The 12,967-nt window shown below is 43.0% G+C and carries 14 protein-coding genes; 13 read left to right on the top strand and 1 reads right to left on the bottom strand.

The features are described 5' to 3' along the window. Positions 1-38 precede the first annotated feature (38 nt). The 11 genes from C0979_RS03580 to C0979_RS03530 all read left to right on the top strand — a co-directional run bounded on the left by C0979_RS03580 (position 39) and on the right by C0979_RS03530 (position 10,117). A complete protein-coding gene (locus tag C0979_RS03580) occupies positions 39-587 on the top strand; it encodes a DJ-1 family glyoxalase III (RefSeq protein WP_101694673.1) in 549 nt (182 codons plus the stop codon). Then, positions 580-1,260: a hypothetical protein gene (locus C0979_RS03575; protein WP_101694672.1), complete on the top strand. Its 681-nt coding sequence runs from the start codon at positions 580-582 to the stop codon at positions 1,258-1,260. The genes C0979_RS03580 and C0979_RS03575 overlap by 8 nt, the downstream gene beginning before the upstream one ends. A gap of 108 nt (positions 1,261-1,368) precedes the next feature. Then, positions 1,369-2,655, top strand: a complete 1,287-nt coding sequence (tig, locus tag C0979_RS03570; RefSeq protein WP_101694671.1) for a trigger factor — start codon at positions 1,369-1,371, stop codon at positions 2,653-2,655. 39 nt (positions 2,656-2,694) lie between these two features. Further along, on the top strand, positions 2,695-3,276 hold the full coding sequence (clpP, locus tag C0979_RS03565; RefSeq protein ID WP_101694670.1) for an ATP-dependent Clp endopeptidase proteolytic subunit ClpP: 582 nt from the start codon (positions 2,695-2,697) through the stop codon (positions 3,274-3,276). Between the two features lie 29 nt (positions 3,277-3,305). Beyond that, positions 3,306-4,565, top strand: coding sequence for an ATP-dependent Clp protease ATP-binding subunit ClpX (gene clpX / locus C0979_RS03560; RefSeq protein WP_101694669.1), 1,260 nt, complete (start codon positions 3,306-3,308; stop codon positions 4,563-4,565). Between the two features lie 83 nt (positions 4,566-4,648). Continuing rightward, positions 4,649-6,973 carry an endopeptidase La gene (gene lon, locus C0979_RS03555; RefSeq protein WP_101694668.1) on the top strand — a complete coding sequence of 775 codons (2,325 nt, stop codon included), beginning with the start codon at positions 4,649-4,651 and terminating at the stop codon, positions 6,971-6,973. A 30-nt stretch (positions 6,974-7,003) separates the two neighbouring features. Further along, complete coding sequence (gene yihA, locus C0979_RS03550) at positions 7,004-7,633, top strand: ribosome biogenesis GTP-binding protein YihA/YsxC (protein WP_101694790.1); 630 nt, start codon at positions 7,004-7,006, stop codon at positions 7,631-7,633. Beyond that, a complete protein-coding gene (gene ytvI, locus C0979_RS03545) occupies positions 7,634-8,776 on the top strand; it encodes a sporulation integral membrane protein YtvI (protein ID WP_101694667.1) in 1,143 nt (380 codons plus the stop codon). Between the two features lie 169 nt (positions 8,777-8,945). Beyond that, complete coding sequence (locus C0979_RS03540; RefSeq protein WP_242962632.1) at positions 8,946-9,239, top strand: spore coat associated protein CotJA; 294 nt, start codon at positions 8,946-8,948, stop codon at positions 9,237-9,239. Further along, positions 9,236-9,505 carry a spore coat protein CotJB gene (locus C0979_RS03535; protein WP_101694666.1) on the top strand — a complete coding sequence of 90 codons (270 nt, stop codon included), beginning with the start codon at positions 9,236-9,238 and terminating at the stop codon, positions 9,503-9,505. The genes C0979_RS03540 and C0979_RS03535 overlap by 4 nt, the downstream gene beginning before the upstream one ends. Before the next feature lie 3 nt (positions 9,506-9,508). Then, positions 9,509-10,117 (top strand): manganese catalase family protein, encoded by a 609-nt coding sequence (locus tag C0979_RS03530; protein WP_101694665.1) that lies wholly within the window; start codon positions 9,509-9,511, stop codon positions 10,115-10,117. A 69-nt stretch (positions 10,118-10,186) separates the two neighbouring features. On the opposite strand, the gene C0979_RS03525 is transcribed toward C0979_RS03530, so the two are convergent. Beyond that, complete coding sequence (locus C0979_RS03525) at positions 10,187-10,600, bottom strand: hypothetical protein (protein ID WP_101694664.1); 414 nt, start codon at positions 10,598-10,600, stop codon at positions 10,187-10,189. A 196-nt stretch (positions 10,601-10,796) separates the two neighbouring features. Here C0979_RS03525 and C0979_RS03520 point away from each other — a divergent pair, with 196 nt between their 5' ends. After that, complete coding sequence (locus C0979_RS03520) at positions 10,797-11,969, top strand: FtsW/RodA/SpoVE family cell cycle protein (protein WP_200816238.1); 1,173 nt, start codon at positions 10,797-10,799, stop codon at positions 11,967-11,969. Positions 11,970-12,088: 119 nt separating this feature from the next. Continuing rightward, positions 12,089-12,928: a DegV family protein gene (locus C0979_RS03515; protein ID WP_101694663.1), complete on the top strand. Its 840-nt coding sequence runs from the start codon at positions 12,089-12,091 to the stop codon at positions 12,926-12,928. Positions 12,929-12,967 lie beyond the last annotated feature (39 nt).

The following is a 12,967-nucleotide window of genomic DNA, read 5'->3' as shown; positions in this document are numbered from 1 at the left end:
TAAAATGATAAAATGTAAGATCAAGGAGGCTGATATCAATGAAAAAAGTAAGTGTGATTTTGGCAGACGGCTTTGAAGAAATTGAAGCCCTGACTGTTGTAGATCTTTTGAGAAGGGCACAAATCTATGTGGGAACCGTTTCTATTACCGATGATTATACGGTTCATGGGGCGCATGGGATTAATGTGCAGGCAGAAGATTTATTCGAAGAAGTAGCTTTTGTCGAATCGGATATGATTGTACTTCCGGGAGGAATGCCGGGAACCTCTAATCTGAACGCGCATGAGGGTGTCAGACGAGTGGTGAAAGAATTTAACCGAGATGGAAAATACATTGGTGCCATCTGTGCGGCTCCAACAATTCTTGGTAATCTGGGACTTCTGAAAGGAAAAAGAGTCAGCTGCTATCCGTCTGTAGAACAGGAAATTCAGGGAGCGGTTATGACACGGACGGATGTAACGGTGGATGGCAATCTGATTACCAGCCGCGGTGCAGGTACTGCGATTGCATTTGCATTAAAGCTGATCGAGATGTTGTCCGGAGCAGAGAAAGCTGCCGAAATTGCCGAGGCAATTCTCTATGAATAGAAAAAAAAGAAGACCGTTTTGCTGGGTTTTACTGCTGTGTTTGGTGATGACCGGACTTCTAAGCGGATGTGGGAGTAAGTTTGATGCCAGAGGATATACGAAGGCGCTTTTAGATCTTAACTTTCAGGGAGAATCCGCAGGGGCATTGGAATATGTGGATGGAGTCACAAAGGAAGATCTGATGCAGCAATATCAGGCGTTTATTGATCAGTTTGTAGAGACCAATATTGCCAGCGGACTGGAGCTTCCGGAGACGAAGCGGCAGAATTTTGCACAGTTGGTTTCGACGATCCTGACTACGATGCGCTATGATGTGAAAGAGGCAAAGGAGAGTGGGAAGCGGGAATATGAAGTTCCGGTTTCTATCTGGCCTACAGACCTATTTGAAAAGTATCAGGAATTGTTAGTGGCAGATTCGCTTAAGATTGCAGAAAAGGTCAGAGAAGGCGGATATGTTGGTACAGAGGAAGAAGTAAATCAGCAAATGCTGGGAGACATTATTAATCATTCGTATGAACTTCTGGATGCAGCATTCCAGGATCAGGAATACCAGGAAGAAGAAACGGTGATTCTGCATGTGAGAGCAGATAAAAAGAATGAATATTTTATTGATGAAGATGACATGAACACATTGATTCTAAAAATCCTGAAGTTAGATGAAATCGGGGGCTAGATATTTGCGAGGGTTTGTGTTATACTTCTGAGGTGAATGTAATGTAGTATGCCCATTTTCCGGGAAAAACTGTCCGGAACAGGGATAGAAACAGGAGGAAAATAGTAAATGAGTTTACAGGTAGAAAAATTAGAAAAAAACATGGCGAAACTTACAATCGAAGTTCCAGCCGATGATTTAGAGAAAGCGCTTCAGAGTGCATATATGAAGCAGAAAAACAAAATCTCTCTGCCGGGATTCCGTAAAGGAAAAGTTCCGCGTCAGATGATCGAGAAGATGTACGGAGCAGAAATTTTCTATGATGATGCAGCAAATGAGCTGATTCCAAAGGCATATGCAGAGGCATATGATGAATGTGATCTGGAAATCGTATCCAGACCGGAGATCAATGTTGTACAGATCGAGAAGGGAAAAGCATTTATTTTTACTGCTGATGTGGCAACTAAGCCGGAAGTGACACTTGGAGAGTACAAAGGTCTGGAAGTAGACAAAGTATCTACTCGTGTGACACAGAAAGAAGTAGATGCCAAGATTCAAGAAGAAGCAGAGAAGAATGCAAGAACAATCACTGTAGAAGATCGCGCAGTACAGGACGGCGATGAAGTGATCCTTGATTTTGAAGGTTTTGTTGACGGAGAGGCTTTTGAAGGCGGTAAGGGAGAAAACTATCCGCTGACAATTGGTTCTGGTTCCTTTATTCCTGGATTTGAGGAGCAGTTAGTAGGCGCAGAGACAGAGAAAGAAGTAGAAGTAAAAGTGACATTCCCAGAAGAGTATCATGCAGAAGAACTGAAGGGAAAAGAAGCTGTATTCAAATGTACAGTCCATGAGATCAAGGCCAAAGAGCTGCCAGAAATCGATGATGAGTTTGCAGCAGAAGTATCAGAATTTGATACTTTAGATGAGTACAAAGCAGATGTAAAAGCGAAGATCAAAGAAGAAAAAGCTTCTGAAGGAAAGAGAAAACAGGAAGATCAGGTAGTGGAGCAGGCAATTAAGAATGCATCCTACGAGATTCCGGAAGCAATGATCGATACACAGGTAATGCAGATGGCAGATGAGTTCGCTCAGAGAATGCAGTCTCAGGGATTGACTATGGAGCAGTACTTCCAGTTTACAGGCATGACAGCTGAAAAGATGATGGAAGAACTGAAGCCACAGGCAGTGAAGAGAATTGAGACACGTCTGGTTCTGGAGGCAGTTGCAAAGGCTGAGAATATTGAGATCAGCGATGAAAAGCTGGATGAAGAGATCGCCAAGATGGCAGAAGCTTACAAGATGGAAGCAGATAAGCTGAAAGAGTTTATGGGTGAGAACGAAAAGAAACAGATGAAAGAAGATATGGCAGTGCAGGAGGCAGTATCCTTCCTTGTAGAAAATGCCGTTGAAAAATAAGAATTTTAAGAAGAACGTATAGTCAAAGGAGGCATATACATGAGTGTAATTCCTTATGTAATTGAACAGACAAGCCGTGGGGAACGCTCCTATGACATCTATTCAAGATTATTAAAAGACAGAATTATCTTCCTTGGGGAAGAGGTAACTGACGCGTCAGCAAGCGTGATTGTAGCGCAGCTTTTGTTCCTGGAAGCAGAGGATCCGGAGAAAGATATTCATCTGTATATCAACAGTCCGGGAGGATCTGTGACTGCAGGTATGGCAATTTATGATACCATGCAGTATATTAAGTGCGATGTAGAGACGATTTGTATCGGTATGGCTGCAAGTATGGGATCTTTCCTGCTTGCAGGAGGTACCAAAGGCAAGAGACTGGCGCTTCCGAATGCGGAGATTATGATTCACCAGCCATCTGGCGGCGCACAGGGACAGGCAACAGAAATCCAAATTGCGGCTGAGCACATCCTGAAGACTCGTCAGAAGTTAAATCAGATATTGGCAGAAAATACGGGACAGCCGCTGAATGTTATCAGCATTGATACGGAACGTGATAACTTTATGTCAGCTGAAGAAGCAAAAGCATATGGCTTGGTTGACGAAGTTATTAAAAGCCGCTAGGAATGGCTGTCTGATTATGAGGTGGAAGTATGGTAAATAAGAACGATGATCAGGTGAGATGTTCGTTCTGTAATAAGACGCAGAATCAGGTGCGCAAGCTGATTGCGGGTCCTAATGGCACTTATATTTGTGATGAGTGTATTGAGGTCTGCAATGAGATACTGGAAGAAGAATTTGTATATGATGATGGAAGAGAGTGGAATCCGTTTGCGGATATCAATCTGTTGAAGCCGGAAGAGATCAAGAATTTCCTTGATGACTATGTGATTGGTCAGGACGAGGCGAAGAAAGTCCTTTCTGTGGCGGTGTACAATCATTATAAACGAATTATGGCAGAGAAGGATTTGGGAGTAGAATTACATAAAAGTAATATTTTAATGTTAGGGCCAACCGGATGTGGAAAGACACTTCTGGCTCAGACACTTGCCAAGATCCTGAATGTTCCGTTTGCTATTGCAGATGCTACGGCTCTGACAGAGGCCGGATATGTAGGAGAAGATGTGGAAAATATTCTTCTTAAGATTATTCAGGCGGCAGACGGAGATATTGAACGTGCAGAATATGGAATTATCTATATTGATGAGATTGATAAGATTACAAGAAAGTCTGAGAATCCGTCTATTACCAGAGACGTATCCGGCGAGGGTGTACAGCAGGCGCTCTTAAAGATTATTGAGGGAACTGTTGCAAGTGTTCCGCCGCAGGGAGGAAGAAAGCATCCGCACCAGGAGTTGATTCAGATTGATACTACCAATATTCTCTTTATTTGCGGAGGTGCATTTGAGGGAATTGATAAGATTATTGAAAAACGAATCGATCAGAAGTCTATTGGATTTAATGTAGAAATTGCAGATAAGCATGAAAATGATGTGGATGCATTGCTTCAACAGGTGCTTCCGCAGGATTTGGTGAAATTCGGTCTCATCCCAGAGTTGGTAGGACGTGTGCCGGTTACCGTTGCGCTTGAAATGCTGGATAAGGAAGCATTGGTGCGTATTTTGGCGGAGCCGAAGAATGCCATTACGAAACAGTATGAGAAAATGCTGGAACTGGATGGGGTAGAATTGATCTTTGACGATAAGGCATTGGAGGCGATTGCTGAAACATCGCTGAAGCGAAAGACAGGAGCAAGAGGTCTTCGTGCGATTATGGAGAAGATCATGATGGATATTATGTATAAAGCTCCGTCAGACGACACATTGAAGTCTTGTCGTATTACGGAAGACGTTGTAAAAGGAATCGGAGAACCGGAGTGTGTACACACATCCGTCAGATCTGAGAGTGCATAACTATCATGGGCGGGTACAAGAATAAAGATTGTGCCCGCCTGTTTTCATATAGAGGTCAAAAATATCATACAGGAGTGGAAAATATGAATGTAGAGACAAAAAGTCTGCCTATGGTAGCGCTTAGAGGGCTTACAGTGCTGCCGGAGATGGTGAAGCATTTTGATGTAAGCCGAACGAAATCAATTCAGGCAATCGAGGAGGCAATGGAAGGCGATCAGAAAATTTTTCTTTCTGCTCAGATTGAACTTGATACGGAAGATCCCGGGATCGCTGATGTATATAGAATCGGCTGTATTGCGTCCATTAAACAGGTGGTTAAGCTTCCTAAGAAGATGCTAAGAGTATTGATTGTGGGAGAAACGAGAGCGAGACTGAATGTGCTGGAATTTGAAGATCCGTATCTTCGTGCGAATGTGACAGAAGTCCCGGATGAAGTGCAGACAGACGGGGAAGAAGAAAATCCGCTTAGTGTGGAGGCAATGCGTTCTGGTCTTCAGGATATTTTTAAAGAATATCTCTTGAAAAATCCGAAGCTTTCTAAGGAACTGGCCTTTCAGGTAGAGCAGACAGAAGAGCTGCAAAAGCTTGTGGATGTAATTGCGGCAAATGTGCCGTTTGGGTATAAAGACGCGCAGCTCCTTCTGGAAGAACAGAATTTGATGGATCGATATGAACTGTTGGTATATAAGCTGGTAAGTATGATTCAGGTACTGAATGTAAAAGAAGAACTGCAGGCGAAGGTCAAAGAGCGGGTGGATAAAAATCAGAGAGAATACATTTTAAGAGAAGAGATGAAGCTGATTCGGGAAGAGCTCGGTGATGACAGCACCTTGTCAGATGCGGATGAATTTCAGCAGGCGGCAGAAAAGCTTCAGGCATCAGATGAGGTAAAAGAAAAGCTTTATAAAGAGATTAAACGATTTCGCAATTCGATGGGAAGCCCGGCGGAAACCGGTGTTATCCGTACCTATATTGAAACCATGCTGGAGATGCCCTGGGATAAAATGTGTGAGGAGCATCAGAATATTGCTTATGCAAAAGAAGTATTGGAAGCAGAGCATTACGGATTGGAAAAAGTAAAGGAAAGAATTTTAGAATTTCTGGCAGTTCGCGCCTTGACAAAACGGGGAGACGCACCGATTCTGTGTCTAGTGGGACCGCCGGGAACTGGAAAAACATCCATTGCAAGATCTCTTGCGCGTGCGTTAAAGAAGCCTTATGTCCGCATTTCTTTAGGAGGAGTGCGGGACGAAGCGGAAATTCGCGGACACAGAAAGACTTATGTAGGAGCAATGCCGGGACGGCTTGCCGCAGGTTTGCGTCAGGCAGGGGTGAAGAATCCGCTGATGCTTTTAGATGAGATCGATAAAGTCAGCAATGATTATAAAGGGGATACTTTTTCAGCGCTTTTAGAGGTGCTGGACAGTGAGCAAAACTGCAAATTTCGGGATCACTATCTGGAGGTGCCTATTGATATGTCCGAAGTCTTGTTTATTACGACAGCGAATACGCTTCAGACGATTCCAAGACCGCTTCTTGACCGAATGGAAATTATTGAAATCAGCAGTTATACAGAAAATGAGAAAATGCATATTGCAACAAGACATCTGATTCCCAAACAGCGGGAAAAACACGGACTGACAGAAGATCAACTTGTGATCAGTAAAAATGCACGGTGGAAAATGGCCCGCAATTATACGAAAGAGGCCGGTGTGCGTCAGTTAGAACGGAAAATCGGAGATATTTGCCGGAAGGCAGCCAGAGAGATTCTGGAAAGCCAGAAGAAGGCTGTACGTGTGACAGAACGCAATCTCTGTCAGTATCTGGGAAAAGAAGTTTACACTTATCAGATGGCGAACAAAGAAGATGAGGTTGGAATTGTCCGCGGTCTGGCATGGACCAGTGTCGGAGGTGATACCCTTCAGATTGAAGTAAATGTGATGCCGGGTGAGGGTGAGATTCTTCTGACAGGTCAATTAGGTGACGTAATGAAGGAGTCGGCTAGAACTGGAATCAGCTATATCCGTTCTGTGAGCGGTGAGTATGGGATTTCGGAGAATTTCCTAAAAGAGCATGACGTTCATATTCATATTCCGGAGGGAGCGGTTCCTAAAGACGGGCCGTCTGCCGGTATTACTATGGCAACGGCAATGATCTCTGCAATTACCGGGCGAAAGGTAAGGGCAGATCTGGCAATGACAGGGGAAATTACGCTTCGCGGTCGAGTGCTTCCGATTGGCGGATTAAAGGAGAAGCTTTTGGCAGCTAAGAATGCCGGGATACATACAGTGGTGATACCAAAGGAAAATGAGAAGGATGTGGAAGAAATCTCAGCAGAGATTACCCGTGGGCTTAAGATTCTCCCGGTGAGTTATATGGAAGAGGTCTTAGAGGCTGCACTTTTGTAAATGAAAAGCGTAAAAGGAGAGACGAAAAGGATGATAATCAAAAATATTAATTTAGAGACGGTGTGTGGTATTACCAGTAAGCTTCCGGATAATAGTTATCCAGAAATTGCGTTTGCGGGAAAGTCTAATGTTGGAAAATCGTCGCTGATCAATGCACTTATGAATCGCAAATCCTACGCGAGGATATCGGCAACTCCCGGAAAAACACAGACCATTAACTTCTATAATATCAATGATGAAATGTATTTGGTGGATTTGCCGGGATATGGATATGCGAAGGTCTCAGAGCAGGAGAAAATTCGGTGGGGAAAGCTGATCGAACGGTATCTGCATGGATCAAAACAGTTGAAAGCGGTATTCTTGTTGATCGATATCCGACATGACCCGTCAGCAAATGACAAAATGATGTATGACTGGATTGTAGCGCAGGGATTTGAGCCGATTATTATTGCAACGAAGTTAGATAAGATTAAGCGAAGTCAGGTGGCAAAACATTTAAAGGCGGTAAAACAAGGACTGGGACTGATTCCCGGAACCAAAGTGATTCCGTTTTCATCTGTGACCAAGCAGGGGCGCGATGAAATCTGGGAATTTGTGGAAACGAAGTATCTGGGGAAAGGTTCTGATGAAGAACCGGATCAAAAAGAGGTGGAATCATAAATGCAGACCAATTTTAAGGAACAGTTACACGATGAACGTCCCTACTGGAAGGTGATCGTCAGCTTAGCGGTCAGCTTGATTGGAACAATTTTATTTATTTACGTTGGATATCGTCTGCTCGCGTTTTTCATGCCTTTTGTAATTGGATGGTTCCTTGCCTATGTGGCAAGTCCTCTGGTAAATTGGCTGGAAAAACGGGTGAGGATTGTGAAAAAGCTGGGATCTGCACTGATTATTATTCTGGTATTGGCCGGAGTTGGACTTCTTTGCTACTTCCTTGGCAGTAAGCTGTGGCAGGAGATTCGTGCGTTGATTGAAAACATGCCGGGAATTTATCGGGATTTGGAGAGTGGCTTCTATACAGTGGGAGAAAACTTAGAGGGCATTTTTGAAATGCTTCCGGAAGGAGTGCAGGAAGGCTGGCAGACGATGATCAGTAATCTGGATCAGACGATGGGTAATCTGATCGGAAGAATCAGCGAGCCGACAATGGCTGCGGCTGGAAATTTTGCCAAGCGGATTCCATCGATCTTTATTGGGACTATTGTCACATTTATTTCCTCGTATTTTTTCATTGCAGAGCGGGAGGAAGTAATTATCTGGGCTAAAAAAGTGGCGCCGGATCCACTGGTAGAGCGGATGAGCATGGTGATGGATAATCTGAAATATGCAGTGGGCGGTTACTTTAAGGCGCAGTTTAAGATTATGATCGTTGTGTGCCTGATCCTGATTGTGGGGTTTGTGATTTTAGATGTTCATTTCTACTTCTTACTGGCGATCTTGATTGCGCTTCTTGATTTTCTCCCGTTTTTTGGAACGGGAACGGCGCTGATACCGTGGGGACTATATAAATTAATGGTGGGAGATTATAAGATGGTGATCGGCCTTGTGATCCTTTATGGGGTGACACAGCTGGTGCGTCAGCTTATCCAGCCGAAGCTGGTGGGGGATAGTATGGGATTAAAACCGCTTCTGACACTGGTGTTTTTATATGCAGGATACAAGATTGGCGGTGTGATTGCGATGATTTTCGCGGTGCCGATCGGAATGATTGTGATGAATCTTTATAAGGCTGGGGCCTTTGATTATATTTTGGATGATGTAAAGATTTTGATGGAGGGACTCCTGAAATTAAGAGAGTAAAATCAAAACGCAGAAGAAAGATAAGAAAAAACAGAAAATTAAGAATAGAAAGATCAGGAAATAGAGGAGCCGCATCCAAAGAGAAAGGATGCGGCTCCTCTTGTAAGCACAACATGACAGTTTTCCCATACAATAGTAGTGTAAATGAAAAGGGAAAGGAGCATCAAGAATGCAGAATTATCGCTATAATACTTCGGATACCATGCGGCGCGGCGGATATGGATGCCAAACTGGGTGTCAAACTGGATGCCAGGCAATGTCTTCTGTAAAACCGTGTGTTCAGCAGGCTCAAAAAAATGATTGTGCAAAAGAAGACAGGATCTTTGGGATGCCGATTGCGATGGCCTACGTGCCTTGGCAGAAATGGTGTGATCTTTATGATGCTGAAAAAGGGTTTGCGAAAGGAACAATCTTTCAAGAATTGGATAAACCATTTAAAGGAATGGGAGGTTGTTGTAGATGATGGAGAATAAGCCTTGCCGACGTGAGCTGATGGATTGGATTAATGTGGTCAGTTTTGTGGTCGATGATGTAAAACTTTTTTTGGATACACATCCCGGATGTGAGGAAGCACTGGAATATTTTGAGGAATTTCAGAAACAGCGTGTGGAGGCATTGAAGGAATATGCGAAATACTACGGCCCGCTGACATTGGATACGGCGTACACTCCGGAAGAATATTGGTGTTGGATTCAGGAACCGTGGCCATGGCAGGAAGGGGGATGTTAAGGAATGTGGAATTATGAAAAGCGATTACAGTATCCAGTAAAAATTACCCACACAAACCCGAAAATTGCGCAAGTGATTATTACGCAGTTCGGAGGCCCGGATGGAGAATTGGCAGCTTCGATGAGATATCTGTCTCAGAGATATAGTATGCCTTATAAGGAAGTGATGGGAACATTAACGGATATCGGAACGGAAGAGCTGGCTCATATGGAAATGATTTGTGCAATTGTGCATCAATTAACACGTAATTTAAGTGTAGAAGAGTTAGAACGTTCTGGTTTCGATAAATACTATGTGGATCATACACTTGCATTGTGGCCACAGGCGGCAAGTGGTGCGCCGTGGACAGCAACATATTTCCAGTCGAAGGGCGATCCGATTACGGATCTCCACGAGGATATGGCAGCAGAACAGAAGGCTCGAACCACCTACGATAATATTCTTCGTCTGGTGAAGGATCCGGAAGTCTGTGATCCGATTCGTTTCTTAAGAGAGCGTGAAATTGTGCATTATCAAAGATTTGGGGAATGCTTAAGGCTTACGCAGGAGAAGTTAGACAGTCGAAATTTCTATGCAGTGAATCCTGCGTTTGATTCCTGCCCAGTAAAATAGAAGAGCAGAATATGAAAATCGCTTAATCCTGAAAGATTAAGCGATTTTTATGTCAGATCAAATTTTCGTTTATCGGAGAAGCAGAAAGGCGATCACTGCTATAACAATAAGAATAGCAATGGCAAGGATAATAATCGGCGCTTTAGACATTTTTTCATCCTCGTAATCGTCCTCGTAGAAATCATCCTCAGGTTCTTCTACCCGACGGGCAGGTTTGTTTTTCTTTTTCTTACCATCTCCGACAGCAAGCATCTCATCGTATGCGCGGCGCATTTCCTGTTCTCGTTTTTCGCGAACATGTTTTGGAGGAATATTGGCATATTTAGGTGCATGAATTTCTTCTTCGTCCACTTCCTTTTTTTCAGTCTTACCGGAAGCTTTTTGTGCCGGCACTTTGAATTTTTTCTTACAGTTGTAACATAACAGATAATTAGGATCTTTTTTTCCCGGTTTTAATTCCTGACCACATATTGGACACTTCATGAGAATGGGCCTCCTTGCTATTCTTATATTTATATTAGGTATATCTATAAAATGCTATATACATTCATATTCTAGCATAACTATAAGAAAAATTCAAAAAGATTGTTGAAAAATCTGAACAATTTTAAGGCGACATTTTTCCGGTTGTTTTTGTGGATAGATATGAGTATAATAAAAGACGATTGGAGTGTAAAAAATGGGAATAACAAAGAATGAAAAAATGAAGAAAAAAGGTGCTTTGAAAAGGAAAGAAGCAGTATATTTTGATTATAGTCTGCTGGCAGTGTTGATTTTTCTGATCTGTTTTGGACTGGTGATGCTGTATAGTACCAGTTCTTATAGTGCATTGGTAAAATATGGGAACAGCATGCATTTTTTTGTGCGTCAGCTGCTCTTTATTATAGCCGGATTTATCGGTATGTATATTGTGATGCATATTGATTATCATTTCTATATTAAGTGGTCAAAACCGATTTACTTTCTGTCGATTTTTTTGATGGCGTTAGTGCAGACTCCGCTTGGACAGGAGGTAAATGGTGCAAAGAGGTGGATTCGTCTGCCTTTTGATCAGCAGCTTCAGCCGTCTGAGGTAGCAAAGATTGCAGTGATTCTTTTTATTCCGGCGTTGATCTGCAGTATGGGTAAAGAAATTAAGACTCTAAATGGCGTGATTCGTGTGTTGCTGTGGGGAGGTTTTTCTGCGGCATGTGTATTATTCTTGACGGATAACTTAAGTACGGCGATTATTGTAATGGGGATTACCTGCATCACTATTTTTGTAGTGCATCCAAAGACAAAGCCGTTTGTAGCGATTGTAGTAATCGGCCTGGTGTTGATTTTGGTGACGGTGGTGATTTTGAATGCAACGTTAACCACCAGTGATAACTTCCGTATTCGGAGAATCTTGACTTGGTTAAGGCCGGAAGAGTATGCGTCAGGAGTTGGATATCAGACACTGCAGGGATTGTATGCGATTGGTTCCGGGGGCTTTTTTGGCAAAGGTCTTGGAAACAGCGCCCAGAAAATGGTGATTCCGGAAGTTCAGAACGATATGATTCTGTCGGTAATATGTGAGGAATTGGGTGTATTTGGAGCCATTGTTGTGCTGGTGCTGTTTGGAATGCTGTTGTATCGTCTGTTGTTTATTGCGCAGAACGCACCGGATGTGTACGGTTCTTTGATTGTGACGGGAATTTTCAGCCACATTGCACTGCAGGTTATTTTAAATGTATCCGTAGTAATTAACTTGATTCCGAACACCGGAATTACGCTTCCGTTTATCAGTTATGGAGGTACGGCGGTGTTGTTTTTAATGGCAGAAATGGGAATCGCGTTGGGGGTTTCGCGAAAAATTAAATTCCATGAATAAAAGACTTCCTTTTGTCAGATAAATATGCTATGATTAAAGACGTGGTATTCAAAACTACATATTATGGAAGCGAATGACACACCGGATTGTGTGAGTGTTGGTGTGCCGGGAGGAAGCATATGAGTTATAAAATTATTGTAGATAGTTGTGGAGAACTGACAGAGGAGATGAAGGCGTCCGGCCATTATGAGACGGCTTCGCTGCATATAGATGTAGGAGGACATCATATCGTAGATGATGAGACGTTTGATCAGGCATCTTTTTTGAAGATTGTTGCGGAGACTGAAGAGTGTGCCAAATCATCTTGTCCGTCTCCTGAACGGTATATGGAAGGGTATCACTGTGAAGCGGAGCATGTTTATGCAGTGACATTATCCGCAGAACTGAGTGGATCTTATAATAGCGCTGTGTTGGGAAAGAGTCTGTATAAAGAAGAATATGGAGAAAAAGATATTCATGTTTTTAATTCCAGGTCCGCATCCGTGGGAGAAACACTGATTGCGTTAAAAATTGCGGAATGTGAAGAACAGGGAATGACATTTGAGCAGGTAATTGATACAGTGGAAGCTTATATCTGTGAACAGAATACCTATTTTGTGCTGGAGACACTGGAGACACTTCGGAAAAACGGAAGATTAACGGGAATTAAGTCGGTAATGGCATCTGCGCTTAATATTAAGCCGGTGATGGGAGCAACACCGGAAGGAACCATTGTTCAATTAGGAAAAGCTCGGGGAGTTAAAAAAGCGCTTGCGAAAATGGTGGAAGAAGTGACGGTGCAGGTTCGGAATTCGGAACAGAAAATTTTGGCAATTGCGCACTGTAATTGTTTGGAACGAGCCAAAGAGGTAAAGAAGATGCTGGAAGAGAAAGCTTCTTTTCGGGATGTGATCATTTTAGACACGGCTGGTATCAGCAGTATGTATGCATCTGATGGCGGTGTAATAGTGGTTGTATAATTGGCCGGAATATGGTAGAATATTTTTCAGTTGAAAAAG

Source organism: Dorea phocaeensis, from assembly GCF_900240315.1.
Classification (GTDB): domain Bacteria; phylum Bacillota; class Clostridia; order Lachnospirales; family Lachnospiraceae; genus Dorea_B; species Dorea_B phocaeensis.
Note: the sequence above shows the minus strand (reverse complement) of the source record. Positions and strands in the feature narration are given on the sequence as shown.

Excerpts from the sequence above, each read along its gene's own strand:
- lon (WP_101694668.1), top strand. The coding sequence starts at position 4,649 with ATGAATGTAGAGACAAAAAGTCTGCCTATGGTAGCGCTTAGAGGGCTT.
- C0979_RS03540 (WP_242962632.1), top strand. The coding sequence starts at position 8,946 with ATGCAGAATTATCGCTATAATACTTCGGATACCATGCGGCGCGGCGGA.
- C0979_RS03530 (WP_101694665.1), top strand. The coding sequence starts at position 9,509 with ATGTGGAATTATGAAAAGCGATTACAGTATCCAGTAAAAATTACCCAC.
- C0979_RS03520 (WP_200816238.1), top strand. The coding sequence starts at position 10,797 with ATGGGAATAACAAAGAATGAAAAAATGAAGAAAAAAGGTGCTTTGAAA.
- C0979_RS03525 (WP_101694664.1), bottom strand. The coding sequence starts at position 10,600 with ATGAAGTGTCCAATATGTGGTCAGGAATTAAAACCGGGAAAAAAAGAT.
- C0979_RS03575 (WP_101694672.1), top strand. The coding sequence starts at position 580 with ATGAATAGAAAAAAAAGAAGACCGTTTTGCTGGGTTTTACTGCTGTGT.
- ytvI (WP_101694667.1), top strand. The coding sequence starts at position 7,634 with ATGCAGACCAATTTTAAGGAACAGTTACACGATGAACGTCCCTACTGG.
- tig (WP_101694671.1), top strand. The coding sequence starts at position 1,369 with ATGAGTTTACAGGTAGAAAAATTAGAAAAAAACATGGCGAAACTTACA.
- clpP (WP_101694670.1), top strand. The coding sequence starts at position 2,695 with ATGAGTGTAATTCCTTATGTAATTGAACAGACAAGCCGTGGGGAACGC.
- C0979_RS03515 (WP_101694663.1), top strand. The coding sequence starts at position 12,089 with ATGAGTTATAAAATTATTGTAGATAGTTGTGGAGAACTGACAGAGGAG.
- C0979_RS03580 (WP_101694673.1), top strand. The coding sequence starts at position 39 with ATGAAAAAAGTAAGTGTGATTTTGGCAGACGGCTTTGAAGAAATTGAA.
- yihA (WP_101694790.1), top strand. The coding sequence starts at position 7,004 with ATGATAATCAAAAATATTAATTTAGAGACGGTGTGTGGTATTACCAGT.
- C0979_RS03535 (WP_101694666.1), top strand. The coding sequence starts at position 9,236 with ATGATGGAGAATAAGCCTTGCCGACGTGAGCTGATGGATTGGATTAAT.
- clpX (WP_101694669.1), top strand. The coding sequence starts at position 3,306 with ATGGTAAATAAGAACGATGATCAGGTGAGATGTTCGTTCTGTAATAAG.